The following is an 18,137-nucleotide window of genomic DNA, read 5'->3' on the forward strand; positions in this document are numbered from 1 at the left end:
TATGGCCGGGATAATTTGCAAACATATCAACAAGAAATATGGTGAACTGGAAGTTGTTGAGGATTTCAGCCTTGAAGTGGCCGATCAGGAATTCATCGTGTTCCTTGGCCCGTCCGGTTGCGGGAAATCCACGATCCTTCGCATGTTGGCCGGATTGGAAGACATAACTGGCGGCGACCTGCTGATAGGTGGCCAGCGCATGAATGATGCCGAGCCGGGCGATCGTGGTATTGCCATGGTGTTTCAGAACTATGCGCTTTATCCCCATATGACGATCAGGGAGAATATCGCTTTCGGGTTGCGACGTCAGAAAACGCCTGAATCCGAAATCGACCAACGGGTTGGCGCTGTCACCAAAACCCTGGGCCTGAAACCCTATCTGGGCCGGAAGCCAACGGCGCTGTCGGGCGGGCAACAGCAGCGTGTTGCCATCGCCCGTGCCATGATCAAGACACCCGATGTGTTCCTGTTCGATGAACCGCTTTCGAATCTGGATGCGAAGCTGCGCGCGCATATGCGGGTTGAAATTGCACGCCTGCATAAGGAGCTACGCACCACTTCGGTCTATGTAACCCATGACCAGATGGAGGCCATGACCCTTGCTGACCGTATCGTATTGCTTAATGCAGGCAGGATCGAACAGATTGGCACCCCGGAAGAGATTTATTCGGCCCCGAGAACATTGTTCGTCGCGGGATTTATCGGTACACCGGCGATGAATTTCCTTACTCTGCGGCCACGGCGGACGGAAACCGGCTGGCAGCTTTGTGGCGACAGTTTTCAGCTGGCGATATCTGGAAGCGCCTTCGATCTGCATGAAGGACAGCAGGTCATCATGGGGCTGCGCCCATCGCGCCTGCGTCCGGTCGATGCAGGATTTTCCGGCCCCAGCGTGCAGGGTGAAGTTTCGCTGACCGAATTTCACGGCGACTCGGTTCTGGCCAGCTTTTCACTTGATGGAGTCGATCTTGGGTCATTGATGCCAGCGGAAGAACGCCCGCGTGAGGGCGCAAACCTGACATTCGGATTTGCAGAGGAAGATATCCACCTGTTTGATGCAGGTAGCGGCATCAGCCTGCGATGCTGAGCTATAGGGAAAGTACAGTTTCCCTGACGCCGCATACCTGACGCATAGGGGACAGAGCACCGCATGCGCGTATCCGCAGCCACACCGGCAAACGCGGTCGAGGACAACCTGCGCGGAGGCTGCAGGATATGAATTGCTTGGTCACACGGGATACCGGTAGGATGCTGCCATAAGCTTCCCCTCGCCGTTGCGATCTTCCATCGGGAAAATGTCGCCGCCGTTTCGAAGCGTCTCTATGATGGCGCGGTCGATCAGATCGTCGGCCCCCCCGGCGTTGGCTTCTGCGGTCAGGTTACCGGCGTCAAACCGTCCCGGAAGTGACGCGCCGCTTTGCACGAAAAGATGTGCAACGCGGCCTGCCGCCGCCGCAACTACGATATCGGCAGGGTTGTCGCTGGCTTCACTGTCACCGCGGCCCATTGACATCGCCACCTTATCCCAGGCATCCGCACGGCGCTTGCTGATTTCCCGGTGAAGGCATTTTGCGGCCGCATGGCGCAGCTCTTCCTGATCAAGGCTGACCGGATGCCGGGTAATCCCTTCCTCCACAAGGAAGGGATATTCGCAGCTTGAATGAATCATCCCATACAGACGTTCATCGGCAGCAATGACCAGTGGCGTGCTGGTGCCGCTCAGATGGCGCTGCGCGGCGTTGATGACAAGATTGGCATAGACGCGCAATTCCTGTTCATGGTCTTCACGCCAGTCATGTCCGCCCATGCTGTGATGCGGCACGCCCGTTGGCCCTGCAGGCCCGGACGGACCGACCAATCCGCCCCTGTATGATGCCGGAATGCCCGAATCCTCGCGCCCGTGGATATTTCCCTTCTCCTGCTGATCTGTAAACTGACTGATCTCCGTCAGCGAACCGGGCATATCCGCCACCTTCTGCAGGTTAAGCACACCGCCAGTAACACGATACAGGCAAGCCCGGTCGCTGCTGGCGACAAGCACTGCGTGATCGGGTGTCTGCTCCAACGCGGCCAGCAGCGGCGCCAGTCGGAACCGCGTGCCGACATGGACGCTGGTTTCCGTGAAACTGGCGTCGACAACCTGCGTCCGGTCCGGTGCGATGAAGGCTGCTACGCGCCGGTCCCGACCGCCGACAACATCGTCATAGCTAAGATCTGCCAGCCGCTGCTGTACAGCGTAAACCGCTGCGGCATCAGCACCCGCATCAGCAATAGCGGCCTTTGCATCGGCTTTTGCATTCTTCAGGGCAATGCGAATGTGATCATGCTCGCCACCGCCAGCCGACATTTCCATATAAAGGCTGACACAAAGCGGACCTTCGCACAGCGCCAGATCACGAAGCAGGGTTGGATTGAGCGTTTGCATGCGGCACCTCTTGTTTTGTGTTGCAGATGAAACCCGCGCCGACCGGAACAGTTCCGTGCAGAAAGCGCCGCAAGCGTATATCGGGCTTATGTTTTGCGGGATAGGGCGGGAACCGGCTGTCTGCTTCCGAAACAGGTTATAGTGTGCGGTAACGTACTGAATTTTGCCTTTTTTGTGCTGCGTCACCTCAGCTATAAATTCAACCCAAAGCTGTATTCTGCGTCGGAAGGCGATGGGGCAACTTCCGGTCGGAAGTATCCCTGATGCCGACCGTTGTTGAGCCGTGAACAGGGAGTTCAAAATGGATGAACGCAGGGAATTTCAAACTGATACCAATAAGGCGGACATCCCGGAACATATGGAAATCAGTGTCGCCGAAAGCGATCACAGGATTGCCAACAGTCTTAGTCTTACGGCGGCCCTACTGCGGATGCAGCGCCAGAAATCTGCCGACGCTATCCTGAAAAACGCTCTGCTAAGTGCGGAAGCGCGCATTATGAGCATCGCAAAGTTTCATGCCTACCTTCACACCCGCAGCACAATCGGGCGCGTTAATCTGGCGGATGCCTGCATCGAGATCCTGCCGGATCTAAGCAAAAGTGTTGGTGTCCGATGCTTGCTAGAAATTGAAGATGCCAAAAAAGTCGATGTTTCCAGACGTCTTGCACAGAAACTGATGGTCATCATCAACGAACTTGCCCTGAATGCACGCAAACACGCCTATGAAGGTCAGGAAGGGGGCTCCATCTCGGTTGAACTGAGACCGGATGCCGGACACCGCGTTAATCTCTGTGTGCAGGACAGCGGGCCAGGACTTCCCGAAAACTTTGACCCGGCAAAAAGCACAGGGCTTGGCCTCAGAATCGTGTCATCGCTTGTCGCGGATCTTGATGGCACGCTGCACTGGCAGACGAATGGTGGGGCGCAGTTCACGATTTCCATTCCCTTGGACTGATCCCGATAAGACGCTCATATTCGCTTTCCGGAAGTCCGTAGATGCCATTGGCGCTGACCTCCATCCCCTCGCGGTCGATGATTTCGATACACCCACGGCGGGCCCGGATCAACGCCCGCCCTTCCAGAAGATGTATTGCCAGCGTGACGCCAGCGCGCCGGACCCCAAGCATTGTGGCAAGAAAATCATGTGTAAGGTTCAGCGTGTCACCATCGGTCCGGTCATGGCACATCAGCAGCCACCGGCAGAGCCGGTCTTCAAGATTTGCCCGCGCATTCGATGCGGCAGTCTGTGCTGTCTGGATTGCCAGCGCCTGTGTATATCTTAAAAATACGTTCTGCAGGGTCGGGCTTTCACGCATGGCTTCGCGCAGCGCGTCGCTTGTAATGCGCAACCCGTCGCCTTGCATCTGCATGAAGCATTCATAGGGCGAACGCCCGTTTCCCAACGAGACTGCACTGCCGGTCATGCCCTCCCGTCCGACTATGCCAACCTCGACACGCTGGTCGCGGCCGACGGGCGCAACAATTGACGCAACGCCGGAAGTCGGGAAATAAATATGTTCGATGGGGATCTTCGGGCGTTCCAATGCAAAACGCCGGTCAAGCACGATTGGCTCCAGATGCGGTTCAATCAGTCCGACATCTTCGGCAGAAAGTGTACGAAGCAGAATATTCATATACGAAGAATGGGCCACATGGCACCTCGCTTATCCGGGGATGGCACGTCAGCGCGTATCGCGTATCATTCATATGCACGCGCCGCACTCTGATCTGATGATTTCGCTTACCTGAGTCAGCAGAAAACCGGTTCCTGCTTAGTCTTGCAACATACGCTAATGCAATTTCGCTGCCACGGATGCGGGCAGTGCCCGCGACTGCACATCGAGCAGGGTGGGGTTTTCCGGTAGGGTCATTTCGTAAGCTCCTTTTTACAACTGCTGCCCCCCAAACATGTGGGTGGCCCAATTGTTCCGCAGGCAAGGCCTTCCCGCCCGCATTCCGCCGGGGCGGTATTCGCGGATGTTGCGCAAAAGCAGGAACCGGGTTTCTGCTTCCCGGACATGCGTTGTCAACCGGTCAGGCCGTGTCGCGGATCGCCTTCGCGCGTTCAAGCAATATCTGCATTTCGCGCGCGGCGGCACCCTCGATGGCGAATGCGCTGTCCGCCAGCACGCCAGGGTCTTCCTGATGGTCCTGCACGCCCTGTTCTGCGTCCAGTGCATCCGGAAAATCACTGCCCGGCTGGCGCATGGCCCAGGCCAGAAGCGCCGCCAGGACTTCGCGTTGGGCATTCAGCCGCCCTTCAAGTTGCTGGGGGGATTGTTCTGTCATTATGTACGATTCCTCCATTCTGTTCAGGTGCAGTAAAAACTGTGCGGCCAGCCCCTGCACTTCCGTCAGCCGAAAACCCCCGCGATCATGTGGCCAGCCAGTTGAATAAACGCGGCGGCCCCCGCCACGGCGACGGCGACCCCCGCAAGCGCAAGCAATCCGTCATCGGCTATGAATGCCACCGCCACCAGACAGACAGCAATCGCCGCAATAGAAGAGGTCAGCGGCACCCATTCCATGAAGGGCATTGCCAGACCGCAGAACACGCATACCAGTTGCAGCGGCAGCACCATCGGCCAGCGCAGTAGCCAGGTCATTCGCGGTCGCGACAGATAGTCAATCCAGCCGACAGGCCGCTGGAGGAAGTCAAGCGCGCGCTCAAACCTGTCGCCGTCGATCCGGCGTTCCATTACCCAGTCGGGCAACCAGATGTGATCGCGCCCTGTCAACATCTGGATGGCAATCAGCGCAATGATCAGCCCACAAACCGTGGGCAGGCCCGGAATGCCACTTGCCGGGGTGGCGATGATCATCGCTGGCACCAGCAGCAACGCCCCGAACGAGGCTTGCCCCAAACGTTTGATGATATCGCGCACGCTTGGCGAATGCCCTTCGCCCGCATCGTGCAGGGTTGATACGATCTCGCCAATCTCTTCTGTGGATTTCTGGCTGGCGTCATCCGGCACGGTCATGGCGCATAATTCCGCCAAGGGGCGGCAGGGGTCGGCAGGCCGCGCCGCGCCGTGATATCAGGCGGAGCGAACGGTCGTGTGCCGACGCGACTGTTTCGTTCAGGACACAGCATTCGCGACTCCGCAATATTTCTGTTCATAGAGAATGAACATCCGACGCCCTGGAAAGTTCCCTTTGGACAAGGTTGTTCACGGCTGGACACGCGTGCCCGCGCGAACTGGCCACTGTTGCATGAGGCTGAATGAAGGGGGACGGAATGCCAACGATATCAGTTAATATGCTGTTTGCGGGTTTGCGCGCCGATCTGCGCACAGAAAGGATGCCGGGCAACCTCGGCTTTCTGATTGGCGAAATCGTGCCGGGCCCGGCCCCGGCTGCGCTGACATTTTCGCTGTTGCGGCTTCAGGCTGCATTGCAGGACCAATTCGTTGCGCAGTGGCGGCCGGAGTCTGGACCCGCCACCCGTCGGGCATCGCAGCACGCAGGTCGGCCAGGTCGGCGACGCTGATTTCCGGCATATTATTGCCCCAGTTGTTGCTGCATGATACAGCCCGTGACCGCATCTTTCTGTCATCATCAAGCAGCGATGGGGCGGGTTTGTTCCCTCCGGCGCACAAACGACCTGACCCCCGATGAAAGGGGCCAGCGCATAATACGCGCGCTTCCGGGGCTATTCGTGGGGATCTGATGACTCGCGGTGGCGTCGAAGGGCGGCCTGCAATTCTTCGGCCAATGTCCGCAATTCGTTTGGGACAGGCTCTTGCGCGATCCGGCTGATCAGGTTCTTCATCTGCTGTTCAAGAGAAGCCTTGTCCGCGTGATCATTGTCCTGCCCGCCCATATCGTGAATCCTTTCAGCATCTCGCTCAGTGTATTTCATCCTTGGGAATACGTCCAAGTCAATCGGGCGGATTACAACACAGCCTGCCTCCCCCTTGCAAAATAGCCTGCATCAGGCCCTGCCCCTGTGCCAGCCCGCCCCCCCCGCGTACCAACGATGGACATGGCCGGAAACTTCCTCCTGCATTTGCGGAACATCCTGCGCTTGCCGCCGTTGGGATAAGTCACACCCAGACAAGAAGGAGTCGAAAATGATACCTTTGCGCGCATTCGCCATTGCATCTGTCATTCTGGCAGCGCCAGCCGCTGCCCAGACCGGCGAAACCGCCACTGCTTCGTTCATTGATCAGGACGGTCAGGAGACCGGCAACGCCACCCTTACCCAGACGAATGCAGGCGTGCTGATTGAGCTGGAGGTCGCGGATCTGCCGCCCGAAAGCTGGATCGCCTTCCACATCCACGAGGAGGGCGTTTGCGATGCCGATCATGATCATGAAGGCGCTGGCGGGCATTTCTCGCCCTCGGAGTCCGGGCATGGTTTCCTGTCCGGGGATGGACCCCATGAAGGCGACATGCCCAACCAGTATGTTCCCGCAGATGGCGTGTTGCGGGCACAGGTGCTGAACGCGATGGTTGCGCTTGATGGTGGCGAAACGGACCTTCGGGGCGGGTCCCTGATGCTGCATGCGGAACCCGATGATTACGTAAGCCAGCCATCCGGGGACGCGGGCGCGCGGATTGCCTGCGCTGTAATCGAATAGACACATGTGCCCTATCCCCAGAGAAACGGAGAAACCGATGCCTGATGATACCCCCGTATTCCGCCCCACCGCCGACACCCAGTCCGGTCGTGATACCATCACCCGCAAGGCGCGGCAGGGTGCGGGTGGCGAAATCCACCAATCGCCCGCAAGCGACCAGTATCTGACCACTGCGCAAGGTGCGCCTGTCAGCGACAACCAGAATACCCTGCGCGCGGGTCCGCGCGGCCCGGCACTGATGGAAGATTTTGCCATGCGCGAGAAGATCTTCCATTTTGACCATGAACGCATCCCCGAAAGGGTCGTCCATGCCCGTGGCTACGGGGCGCATGGATATTTCGAAGTTACCGATACCTTGTCCGACGTGACATCAGCGCATCTGTTCCAGAAGGCCGGACGCCGGGTTCCGGCCTTTGTCCGTTTCTCCACGGTGGCGGGCAACAAGGGTTCGATGGATCTGGCGCGTGATGTACGCGGCTTCGCTGTCAAGCTTTATACCGAAGAAGGCAACTGGGACATCGTCGGCAATAACATCCCGGTCTTCTTCATTCAGGATCCGATCAAGTTTCCCGACCTTGTTCATTCGGTCAAGGAAGAACCTGACCGCGGCTTCCCGCAGGCACAGTCCGCGCATGACAATTTCTGGGATTTCATCTCGTTGATGCCGGAATCGCTGCACATGATCATGTGGACAATGTCTGACCGCGCAATCCCGCGGTCGTTCCGTTTCATGGAAGGGTTCGGGGTGCACAGTTTCCGGCTGGTCGATGCCGGGGGCCGCAGCACCTATGTCAAGTTCCACTGGAAGCCGCGTCAGGGGCTGCAGTCGGTGCTATGGGACGAAGCAGTGAAGATCAACGGCGCCGACCCGGATTTTCACCGCCGCGACCTCTGGTCCGCGATTGAGTCCGGCGATTTCCCCGAATGGGATCTTGCGGTGCAGCTTTTCGATGATGACTTCGCCGACAGGTTCGATTTCGACATTCTTGATCCCACCAAAATCATTCCCGAAGAAGATGTGCCCTTGCGTGTTGTCGGCAAGCTGGTGCTGAACCGGAATGTCGATAATTTCTTTGCCGAAACGGAGCAGGTCGCCTTCTGCACCCAGAATATTGTACCGGGGGTGGATTTCACCAATGATCCGCTTTTGCAGGGGCGCAACTTCTCATATCTTGACACGCAGCTCAAACGGCTTGGCGGCCCCAATTTCACGCAGATCCCGGTCAATGCCCCGCGCTGCCCGATGCATCATTTCCATCAGGACGGGCATATGCAGACACGCGGTCCCAGCGGGCGTGCGAATTACGAGCCGAACAGCTGGGCCAAAGGGGGCCCGCGCGCAGACCATAACCGGGGCCACCGCGCATTCCCCGAACCGGTTGAAGGCCCCAAGCGCAAGCTGCGTGCCGATAGCTTCGCCGACCACTACAGCCAGGCGCGGCAGTTCTATATCAGCCAGACCACGATAGAGCAGGACCATATCGTTGATGCACTGGTTTTTGAATTATCGAAAGTTGAAACCCTTGCTATCCGCGAAAGGGTTGTCGCGCATCTGCCCAATATTGACGAAGCGCTGGCGCAGAAGGTTGCAACGGGGCTGGGACTGAAAGATATGCCTGCGCCGCACAAGCCTGCCGTCGCACCGAAAACCGATTTGCCGCCATCTGCTGCACTGTCGATCATCAGGAACGGGCCGGACAGTTTTCGTGGGCGCACGCTGGGAATCGTGATGACGGACGGGGTCGGGGACGACCTGCTTGACGCACTCATTTCCGCAACCGGGGATGCGGGCGGCACGGTGGTGCTGATCGCGCCAGCAGTCGGGGGTGTCACCACAACCGGGGGCAAGCATGTCGCTGCCAATCAGAAGATCGATGGCGCGCCCTCGGTGCTGTTCGACGCGGTCGCAGTGCTGGCTGATGACAAGGGGGCAGCCCTGCTTGCGGGAATGCACTCTGCGCGGTGTTTTGCCGCTGATGCGCTGGCGCATGGAAAGTTCATCGCCCTCTCTGCTGAGGCAGCGACGCTGTTCAACGCCGGGGTCAATGCGGACGGCACTGATGAAGCGGGGCAGAACGCGGGCATCCATATCCTGTCAGAACCGCAGGACGCGCAGGTCTTTCTTCAGGATTGTGGCGCATTGCGCTGCTGGGAACGCATAGGCGGCTGATCGCAGGGGGCGGGTTCCGGCCCCCTGCCCTTTATGCATACCCTTGCAAATGGCCGTGGCGGGGGTTCGGGCCACCGCCACGGCTGCAAGGGTTAAACGCCCAATGGCAGCCCGTAATGGCCGTGAACCCGGCGGTCGTATTCAGGGTCGACCCAGGGGTCTTCGTCACGCGCGAAACTCGGGCCGCCTTCAAGCTGTTCACGCGGGATATTGACGACATATCCGCCAAGAGCGGTATCGTAATCCAGCGTATCCCATGGCAGCGGGTGGTAGCGTTCCCCGATGCCCAGGAACCCGCCAAAGGACATCACGGCATAGGACACGCGGCCCGAATATTTATCCACCATGAAGCTGTCGACACTGCCGACATGTTCGCCCTCAAGGTTATAGACATTGGTACCCTCCACCTTGCGCGACGAAATCAGGCGCTGTGTCTCAGTGGTGGTTTCATGCCCGGCGGCGCCGGTCTGACTATGGATCATGGCTTTTCTCCCTTGGTTTGTGTCGTGCCTAACCATCGGGATGAACGGGTGTTCCACACAGATTTGCGGGCGCGCGGGCTACCACCGGACACGGACTACCACAATCCGATCAGCGGCAGAATCACGAACCACGCAACATGCGTCAGCGCTACGCCAAGCAACAGATCAATGCGCCCTTCGGGGGCACCTGCGCGCAGATAGCGCCGCAGCATCCAGACCTGAAACACCGCGTAGGGCACGACGATCAGCGGCAGCAGCACACTGACCGGCGCGACCAGTAATGCCAGCAGCACTGCCGCCAACGCCGAAGCCACGGTCAGTCCCAGTGCCAGCCGCGCGGCGCGCGCCGGACCAAGCCGCACCGGCAGGGTAATTTTTCCTGCTGCGGCATCAGCGGCCCGGTCGGGGATGCCGGCAAGTATGATCGCGGGCAGCACCGACAACCCGATCGCCAGCCCGGTTGCCCAGACATCTGCGGTGAAAGGGTCGCCACCCTGGGCGACATACCCCAGCAAAAGTACCCCCGGTCCGTGAGTCAGCGCCACATCCATCTCGCCCAGACCCCGATGCGACAGTTTCAGCGGCGGCAATGTGTATCCCAGCGCCAGCACCGCCAGCACCCCCAGTACCAGCGCCGTCGCGCCGGGCGCGGGCACCACCAGCAGCAATAGCAGCGACGCAACTGCACAGATCGTCAGCGCCACATAGACCCCGCGCCACAGATCCCCCAGCGAAAGCACCCCTTCATGCAGGCTGCGTCCGCCGCCGTTGAACGGTCCCCAATGCCGGTTCACCGCGTCGCTGTCACGGTCGAAAATATCATTGGATAGCACTGTCGCGACCTTGAGCGCCATCATCGCCACCAGCCCTGCGCCAAAGGCCAGCGCATCCAGCGGCTGCAGCAGCAAAAGCGCACCCAGCGTATAGGCAAGCACACTCATCGGGAAGAATTGCGGCCGCACTGCCAGCAGCCATTGCCCCAGCAAATGCAGGTGACGGCGCACGGGGCCACGCGGGCCATTGGCCAGCCGTTCACCCAATACACGCGCCTGCGTTATCCAGCGTGCGCGGGTCGGCGCATCAGAATGGCTGGGCGGGGAGAAGTGATGCACCCTGACTGTCTTGATTCCGCAAAGCCCCAATGTCGCGCGCGTCATCGCATGCTCGCCCGGCGCACCCTGCACCCAGCGATAGACCGGCGGCGGCACATCCATGGTGATCAGCAATTCAGCCGTGCGCGGCGCAAGCAGTCCATAATGGTGCCCCGCTTCCTCGCGGAAGGCGAAACCCGGATAAAGCACACGGTCCAGAAACCCCTTCAGCCGCGCGGGCATCATGCCCCACCAGTTGGGAAAGACGAATACCAGATGCTCCGCCCAGTCGATCAGATCGCGCGCGTGCGCAAGATCGGGTTCCAGTGCCTGATCCGCAGGCGACGGCATTTCCACATCAGAATTGAAGTTCATTTCGCCAAGCGAAAGTGTCTTCACAGTGCAACCCGCGCTTTCCGCCCCGGCGGCATAGGCCCCCGCCAATGCACCACACAGGCTTTCAGTCCGCGGGTGTCCAAGAATGACAAGGAGATTCATCAAGCCCTCACTCCGGTAGGGAATCGAACATGGGATTTTCGGGCACGCGCCACACCCGTCACACCAGCGGAATTTCGGCGGGGACAGGTGCCGTAACGTCACAAGTGCTGCCGCCGGCGCATTTTTCGCCCAGATCTTTAAGCAGTTGCAGCCGCGCACGGTTCAGGCGGCTTTTCACCGTACCTATTTCGCAGGCGCACACATCGGCTGTTTCCTTATAGCTCATGCCCAGCACACCTATCAGCACAATCACCTCGCGCTGCGCGCGTGGCAGCCGATGGATCGCCTCGCAAAGTTCGCGCTTGCGTATCGACCATTCCTGCCCCGGCGGGCTGCCGACCTGACTGGCCACGCAATCCAGTTTTCCCGGCGGTTCCCGCGTGGCGATCTTGAATCGGGTGCAATAGGTGTTGCGCATAATGGTGAACAGCCAGGATTTCAGCTTGGTTCCCGGCTTGAACTGGTGGATCTTGCCCAAAGCCTTGGTCAGGGTTTCCTGAACAAGATCGTCAGCATCGTTTGTATTCGCATAGAATGACCGGGCGAATGCGCGCAGCGCCGGAATAAGGGACACAATCTCTTCTTCGGTGTTCGGGACGGGTAAGTCGGGCCGTTCATATGGCATAGCGCGCGCTCTTTCGGTTTCAGAAAACGTTGTCCTTTTCAGTCCGAGTCAACCATACCCGCGCCATCCGGTTCCCTGTTCGGGATTTCCGGACACACAACCTAAGCGAGAATTCGCCGAAATATCTGTCTGCAACATGCGTCTGTGCATTCACCCCGAAAATCGGTTTCCCGCCAATGCACGGGCCGTGCGCACATGCAGGGAACATCTGCCGCGATGGGGTGTTAGGGGCAGTGGCAAGCGCCCCTGCGGACAACGCCGTCTGCCCCTTCATGCGGGCCGCACAATCCAGAGGTAAAAAACTGACAGCGGCCTTCGTTCCGCGTGGTTTGTACGCAATTCCCGTTTCAACCAGCCTCGCGGTTCCGGCTGATATGACCGCGCCCTGTTTCAGGCGGTGAACGGCGGCGCATGGACGGGACAAAGGTTGGTGCCACTCCATGGCCAGGCGGGAAACCGGAAAAACCAGTCCTGTGCCTTTTACCGCCGCGTCCGGTTGACACATGCGCCGCAGTTCTGCCCCCTAAACCCGTTGCGGCAAAGAATGTTCCCCGCCGGGATGTATCGGGCACCGCATGCCCCCCGGTGCAACACGCAGGCATTCACGCAACAATTCAATACTGGCAACAAAAAACCCCGCCACAATGGGCGGGGTTTTCTGAATAGGATCGGCGAAGAAATCAGTTCTTCGCGTAAAATTCGACCACAAGATTCGGTTCCATCTGAACCGGATACGGCACATCCCCCAGCGCAGGCGTGCGCACGAAGGTTGCGGTCATCTTGGAATGGTCAACTTCCAGATAGTCGGGCACATCGCGTTCTGCCAGCGCGACGGCTTCCAGTACGATAGCCAGTTGCTTGGACTTGTCGCGGATGGCGATCACATCGCCTTCGCGGACGCGGTAGCTGGGCACGTTTACACGCTGGCCATTCACGGTGATATGGCCATGGTTAACGAACTGGCGTGCGGCAAACACGGTCGGCACAAATTTTGCGCGGTAGATCACGGCGTCCAGACGGCGTTCCAGCAGGCCGATCAGGTTTTCACCTGTGTCACCCTTGATGCGTTCAGCTTCGGCATAGATGCGGCGGAACTGCTTTTCGGTCAGGTCGCCATAATAACCCTTGAGTTTTTGCTTGGCGCGCAGCTGGGTGCCGAAATCGGACAGTTTCTGCTTGCGGCGCTGGCCGTGCTGGCCGGGGCCATAGTCGCGGCGGTTTACGGGGCTTTTCGGACGGCCCCAGATGTTTTCGCCCATGCGGCGGTCAATTTTATACTTGGCAGACGTGCGTTTGGTCACGGCTGATCTCCTTCCGGATGCGGCCCTGAACGGGCCTGTGAAGGGCGTTGTCCTTTCCCTGTGCGGGGAGACAGGCTTTCCCTTGCGGGGGCCACCAACACCAATGAATACCCCGAAAGCCGTAGCTTCGGGATGCGCGCTTATACAGCCCTGCGGGGCGGTGTCAACTGCCGTTTCCCAGCACAGACGCTATGCTGCCAGAAGTGCGGTTTCCGCTACACCAAGGCAGCGGCGCGCAGTGTCGCCATAACTTGCAGGCCCTTGTTCCAGTTCCGGGAGTACCGCCCGAAGACTGGCGCGGTGGCTGCGCAACAGCTCCGGCGCGGCGAAGCCCGGATGGAAGCTTTCGGTCGGCACATTATTGGCGAAAATGATCTGATGGCGTTCCAGCAGCACATGCATATAGGTGATACCATGCAAGGCCGCATCCTGCGTGACACCGCCATGGTCCAGCAAATCGCACGCACGCACCAGCACTTCATCGATATTGAACAATGCACGCGCACGGGCGCCGCGCATCAACAGGCGATGCCCTGGCGAGACGCGCAGATCATCATCAGGCTGCCCGGTTCCCAGCACATCACGGCGCAGCCGGACGGGCCGCAGATGCGGGTAGCGCCGCAAGGCCATGCCCGACAGGCGGCTGGTGCCGGTCCAGACCACCGGCTGGGGGCCGTCATCCTGAGTCAGGACCAGATCCCCGGCACATAGCTGATGGACGGGGCGCGGCCCTGTCGGAGTGGAAATCAATGTGTCATCGGCAAAGCAGACAACGCCCTGCTGTAGGGGCGCGGCAGCTGCATCCGTTTCGCAGCGCCCCGTATCGATCGCGCTTTCGACGACATAAAGCGGTTGCGCCTGTGGCGGCATGCCATCCTCAAAAACCGCAACCCAATGGCCCGCAGCATGTACCAGTCGTGCCGTATAGACCGCATGGCCATCGGTCAGCACAAACCCCATGACCGGGGCCGCGGGCTGCAGCGGCATGTCTTCCGGCGGCAGTTCATGCCCGCCAAGACGCGCCGCGACCTGACGCGCACGTTGCCGGATGTCGCGATATCCGTTAGCCCTGCCAAGGCGCAGCACATCTGTGCGCGCATCAAGGCATTGCACATCGCCGGTCCAGCACCAGCGTGCACCTGCGCGCAGCCAGCGCGGGTCAAGGCCGGAAACGCCATCGGTTTCGGTTGAATTCCAGTCCAGCGCGAATACGCCGGTCAAGGGTGCTGCGCGTGTCATGTCTGCCTCTGTCCTGCTGTTTTTGATACAGCTTATGTGCAGAATCTAACAGGGAATCGCATTCAAAACCAGTAGGATAATCCAGTCAGCGGCAGTTTCGCGCAGAACGCGCATTCAGCACACACCCCATGATCTGGCGATCATGGCCGCCTGAGTACGATTGCTGGCCCCCAAACGGCGATACAGGGTTTTGACATGCAGCTTGATGGTCGGTTCGCGCAACCCCAGATCGCGGGCAATTTCCTTGTTGGTCTTGCCGTCGCAAAGCGCCTTCAGCACTTCCAGTTCGCGCGCTGTCAACGATGCGGCAGAAGCGCCTTCGCCCGTGCCGACGGGTGGGGCGGTTTCAGACCCGGTCGGGGAAAACAGGAAATCCACCGGCACATATCGTTCCCCGAGCACCATGAAGCGGATAGCATTCAACAGCGACTTCGCCGACATGGATTTAGGCAGGAAGCCACGTGCGCCCATTCTTATTGCGCGCGCGGCCACGTCGCGGGCGGCATTGCCCGAAATAAGCGCCACAGGCGGCGCGGCATCAATTTCCATGAAACGGCGCAACCCGTCCAGCCCGTCCATTCCGGGCATTCCATAGTCAAGCAGCGCGAAATCGAAATGCGGCTGCGTGGATACCACTGAAATCGCATCGCGCATGTCAGTGACAGCAACAATCTCAATATCCGGTTCCTGCTGCAGAAAATTCTCCAGCATATCCAGAATCAGTTCATGGTCATCGGCAATCAGTAGTCGCATGAGATGACTTTCGAGGGGTGGCCCGCACGCATCAGGAAACTGGTGCGCGCGCAAGAACTGCAATCAATTCGGCCCCGGAAAAGGGTTTCGGTAAAAACGCAGTTGCTGCTCCCATATCAAGATCGTTTGCAAAATGCAACTCTTTTGGGTCGGTAAGTAATAAAATTTGCAATTTGCAGTTCAATTCCGCTAACTCCTGCAGAATATCCAATCCATCCACCTGTCGCCGCCCCCCATCAAGGATGACAGTGTCCCATGCCGTCGGGTCTTCGCGGACCGCATTCAGTGCGTCGCTGGGATCGGTGCTGCTGGCGACCTCTGCGGCGGCGGCCGACAGGATTTCCGCCAGCGATTGCAGAACACTGTCGTCCTCATGCACCAGCAGTACATTCCGGCCGGCAAGGCTTTGTGTGCTGACCTGTGCCGGCCCCGCCGCATCAGTTAAGACGGCTGGCGCAGGCCGTACGGGCGCAGGCAGGTAAAGCCGCATGATGGTGCCACCGCCTGCAGCGTCCAGCACCTTCAGGCCCCAACCACGTGATGCGACAACATGCGCGACAATGGCCAGTCCAAGCCCGGTGCCTTCGCCGCGCTTCGTGGTAAAATATGGCTTGAACACCTCTGCCCTGCGGTCCGGTGATATGCCGGTCCCTGTATCGGAGATGTCAATCACCGCATAGGGCTGTCCGGCCGATATGCTGCCGACCTCAAGATCGGACTGTGGCGCAAGATGGTCATGCGCGGTCAGACGCAGGGTAATGCACCCCCCTGCAGACGCTTTCTGACCAATGGCGTCTGTGGCGTTCATGATCAGATTGATCAACACCTGCATCATTTCGGTGGTATCAGCCAAGGCGACACCGGCACCATTGTCGCATTCCATCGCAACCGCAATCCCATTGCCCAGGGCGGGCCGGACAAGTTCAACCGACTGGCGCAACAGTTCCTGCAGATCCACCATGCATTCGGTTGGTTTAACCTTGCCCAGTTGCATCAGGTTCGCCACAAGGGCCTGCCCCTGCCTGCCCGCAGCACGGATGCGCGCCAGACCCGGCGCGATGTCGGCGTCCGCCCGGGGCTGCAACATATCGACAGACCCGACGATGACAGCCAGAATATTGGCGAAATCATGGGCCAACCCCCCCGCCAGTTGGGACATAAGCTGCCTGCTCTGGGCAATCTGTAATTGCGTGCGCAGCCTTTCGCGTTCGGTTTTTGCCAGCTTGCGGGCGGTAATATTGCGCATGATCAGGAATATGCTGCTGTCATCCTGAACGGACATCGACAGGTCATACCATGCGTCGCGCCCGGCAGCATCCGGCAGCATGATTTCGCCGGACCAATATCCCTGGCACGTCAGTTCAGACAGGATTGTGGTCAGTTTCGCCATATGGTCTGCGGGAATCAGTTCATGCCAATGCAGCGCTGACACATCCGCGTCCAACGGAAGGCGCAAGACCTGCCGGATAGCGTGATTCAGGTATGAAAAACGTCCGTCAGGATTCAGGATGGCAATACCTTCGTGGGTTGCCTCCATTGCATGGGCCTTGTCGCGCAGGGCGCGCGCTTCAGCCAGCTTATGCGATGTGATATCCACGCCGACCACCATATAGCCCAACACATGCCCTTCGGGGCTGCGCAGCGGCTGGACATTCAGATCCAGCCAATAGGACATGCCGCGACGGCTATGCGCCTGCAATTCGGTGTTGATACCTTGACCGTTATCCAGTGCATTGCAGATGTCACCGGCAATATCGGGGGCACTTTCATACAGATGCAGTATGTCACTGGGACGGCGCGATAGCGCCATGCTCAGCGAATAGCCTGTTCGCGCAACGCAGGCGGGATTCATCCATGTGATCCCCCTGTTCTTGTCGGTCAGCATGATAAGGTTGGTCGACAATTCCGCAACGCGACCCAACTGCCGGATCTGTTTATCCTGCAGGTAGCTTTCGGTCACATCGCGCACAACGAACAGATAGCCATGCGGTTTACGGGGGTGGTCCCCCTGACGTTTGGTCGCGGTCAGCGTGAAGCGCTTTTCACCGTCGGGGAACGAAAGGGTGTAGGGAATGCTGCGTGACCAGCCGAAATGATCCACTTCTTTCATGGCGTTGCGGACAATCCCCGCAACTCGCGGCGGCAAGACACGTTCGGGCGGACGCCCGATCACCTCATCCGGGTTCAGCGCGAAAACTAGGGGATCACTCTGATTGAACCCGATGATGGTGCCGTCATTGTCGGTTTCAACCAGCAGTTCCGGCAGCGCGGACACCATTGCCGTCACACGCGCACGTTCAAGCTGCAATTCGGACTGCGCACGGTCATGTGCGCGGGCCTGATCCGCAAGGTTCAGGGCAAGGCCAAGCGATGCGGCGAATGCATGCATCAGACTGCCTTCCAACTCAGTAAACTGTCGGTGGGTACGCACAAAATCAAGCCCGACAAGGCCGATGATTTCCCCTTCGGACCAGAGCGATGATGCAATAAGCGACCTGATTTCCTGTTCTTCCAGCAACTGGCGGAAGGCGGTGTTGACTGGCACCGTGCGGATATCGACCTGAAACGCCTGTCCGGACCCGCGGAATGCCTGCCAGAAGGGATCGCCCGTTTCATAGGGCAAACGCTGCAATTGCGCTTTCAGTGGGGCAATGCCATCTGCGCACCATTCATGGGTGTTATCGACGCTTACCGCGTCCCGGATGCGGAACACATAGGCGCGGTCAGCCCCCATTGCCTGCGCCAACGACTGCAGGGCCGCCATGATGGTGCGGTCAGTATATTCCGGGCCACATCGGTGCAGCAGATTTTGTGCATCAGCGAAGGCTTTTACAAGGCCAGCTGTGTCAGCAGCACCATCCGGGCACGATCCCATATTCATGTCATCCTGGGCATCAGGCATAGGCATCCCCTTGTCACGGGTCAGGAATCGCCCCACAGACAGCTTCATGTCGTTGCTTGATTACCGTA

16 protein-coding genes are annotated in these 18,137 nt (G+C 59.1%); 4 read left to right on the forward strand and 12 right to left on the reverse strand.

Going from position 1 to position 18,137, the window contains the following annotated elements; genetic code table 11:
- The first annotated feature begins 1 nt into the window (after position 1).
- Positions 2 to 1,087, forward strand: coding sequence for an ABC transporter ATP-binding protein (locus tag PUT78_RS08210; RefSeq protein ID WP_274351768.1), 1,086 nt, complete (start codon positions 2 to 4; stop codon positions 1,085 to 1,087).
- Between the two features lie 141 nt (positions 1,088 to 1,228).
- On the opposite strand, the gene PUT78_RS08215 is transcribed toward PUT78_RS08210, so the two are convergent.
- Positions 1,229 to 2,425, reverse strand: coding sequence for a baeRF3 domain-containing protein (locus PUT78_RS08215; RefSeq protein WP_274351769.1), 1,197 nt, complete (start codon positions 2,423 to 2,425; stop codon positions 1,229 to 1,231).
- Positions 2,426 to 2,726: 301 nt separating this feature from the next.
- Between PUT78_RS08215 and PUT78_RS08220 the strand changes: the two genes are divergently transcribed.
- Positions 2,727 to 3,380 (forward strand): sensor histidine kinase, encoded by a 654-nt coding sequence (locus PUT78_RS08220; protein ID WP_274351770.1) that lies wholly within the window; start codon positions 2,727 to 2,729, stop codon positions 3,378 to 3,380.
- Here PUT78_RS08220 and PUT78_RS08225 read toward each other — a convergent pair.
- From PUT78_RS08225 to PUT78_RS08240, 4 genes are all read right to left on the reverse strand, one after another.
- Entirely contained in the window at positions 3,355 to 4,059 is a 705-nt protein-coding gene (locus tag PUT78_RS08225) for a Crp/Fnr family transcriptional regulator (protein ID WP_274351771.1), read from the reverse strand. The genes PUT78_RS08220 and PUT78_RS08225 overlap by 26 nt on opposite strands.
- Before the next feature lie 400 nt (positions 4,060 to 4,459).
- Positions 4,460 to 4,714 carry a hypothetical protein gene (locus tag PUT78_RS08230; RefSeq protein ID WP_274351772.1) on the reverse strand — a complete coding sequence of 85 codons (255 nt, stop codon included), beginning with the start codon at positions 4,712 to 4,714 and terminating at the stop codon, positions 4,460 to 4,462.
- Between the two features lie 65 nt (positions 4,715 to 4,779).
- Positions 4,780 to 5,406, reverse strand: coding sequence for an exopolysaccharide biosynthesis protein (locus PUT78_RS08235; RefSeq protein WP_274351773.1), 627 nt, complete (start codon positions 5,404 to 5,406; stop codon positions 4,780 to 4,782).
- A gap of 671 nt (positions 5,407 to 6,077) precedes the next feature.
- Complete coding sequence (locus tag PUT78_RS08240; protein WP_274351774.1) at positions 6,078 to 6,248, reverse strand: hypothetical protein; 171 nt, start codon at positions 6,246 to 6,248, stop codon at positions 6,078 to 6,080.
- Between the two features lie 250 nt (positions 6,249 to 6,498).
- Here PUT78_RS08240 and PUT78_RS08245 point away from each other — a divergent pair, with 250 nt between their 5' ends.
- Both PUT78_RS08245 and PUT78_RS08250 read left to right on the forward strand, forming a co-directional pair.
- Positions 6,499 to 7,008, forward strand: coding sequence for a superoxide dismutase family protein (locus PUT78_RS08245; RefSeq protein WP_274351775.1), 510 nt, complete (start codon positions 6,499 to 6,501; stop codon positions 7,006 to 7,008).
- Between the two features lie 37 nt (positions 7,009 to 7,045).
- Complete coding sequence (locus PUT78_RS08250; RefSeq protein WP_274351776.1) at positions 7,046 to 9,178, forward strand: catalase; 2,133 nt, start codon at positions 7,046 to 7,048, stop codon at positions 9,176 to 9,178.
- Positions 9,179 to 9,270: 92 nt separating this feature from the next.
- On the opposite strand, the gene PUT78_RS08255 is transcribed toward PUT78_RS08250, so the two are convergent.
- From PUT78_RS08255 to PUT78_RS08285, 7 genes are all read right to left on the reverse strand, one after another.
- Positions 9,271 to 9,660 (reverse strand): PRC-barrel domain-containing protein, encoded by a 390-nt coding sequence (locus tag PUT78_RS08255; RefSeq protein ID WP_274351777.1) that lies wholly within the window; start codon positions 9,658 to 9,660, stop codon positions 9,271 to 9,273.
- A gap of 95 nt (positions 9,661 to 9,755) precedes the next feature.
- Positions 9,756 to 11,249 (reverse strand): NAD(P)H-dependent oxidoreductase, encoded by a 1,494-nt coding sequence (locus tag PUT78_RS08260; RefSeq protein ID WP_274351800.1) that lies wholly within the window; start codon positions 11,247 to 11,249, stop codon positions 9,756 to 9,758.
- Positions 11,250 to 11,307: 58 nt separating this feature from the next.
- On the reverse strand, positions 11,308 to 11,874 hold the full coding sequence (locus tag PUT78_RS08265) for a sigma-70 family RNA polymerase sigma factor (RefSeq protein WP_274351778.1): 567 nt from the start codon (positions 11,872 to 11,874) through the stop codon (positions 11,308 to 11,310).
- 680 nt (positions 11,875 to 12,554) lie between these two features.
- A complete protein-coding gene (rpsD, locus tag PUT78_RS08270) occupies positions 12,555 to 13,175 on the reverse strand; it encodes a 30S ribosomal protein S4 (protein ID WP_274351779.1) in 621 nt (206 codons plus the stop codon).
- Positions 13,176 to 13,364: 189 nt separating this feature from the next.
- On the reverse strand, positions 13,365 to 14,414 hold the full coding sequence (locus PUT78_RS08275; protein ID WP_274351780.1) for a Hint domain-containing protein: 1,050 nt from the start codon (positions 14,412 to 14,414) through the stop codon (positions 13,365 to 13,367).
- Between the two features lie 114 nt (positions 14,415 to 14,528).
- Entirely contained in the window at positions 14,529 to 15,167 is a 639-nt protein-coding gene (locus PUT78_RS08280) for a response regulator (RefSeq protein ID WP_274351781.1), read from the reverse strand.
- A 31-nt stretch (positions 15,168 to 15,198) separates the two neighbouring features.
- Complete coding sequence (locus PUT78_RS08285) at positions 15,199 to 18,069, reverse strand: PAS domain-containing protein (protein ID WP_274351782.1); 2,871 nt, start codon at positions 18,067 to 18,069, stop codon at positions 15,199 to 15,201.
- Positions 18,070 to 18,137: the final 68 nt, after the last annotated feature.

The sequence above is a fragment of the Roseinatronobacter alkalisoli genome (assembly GCF_028745735.1).
Taxonomy (GTDB): Bacteria; Pseudomonadota; Alphaproteobacteria; order Rhodobacterales; family Rhodobacteraceae; genus Roseinatronobacter; species Roseinatronobacter alkalisoli.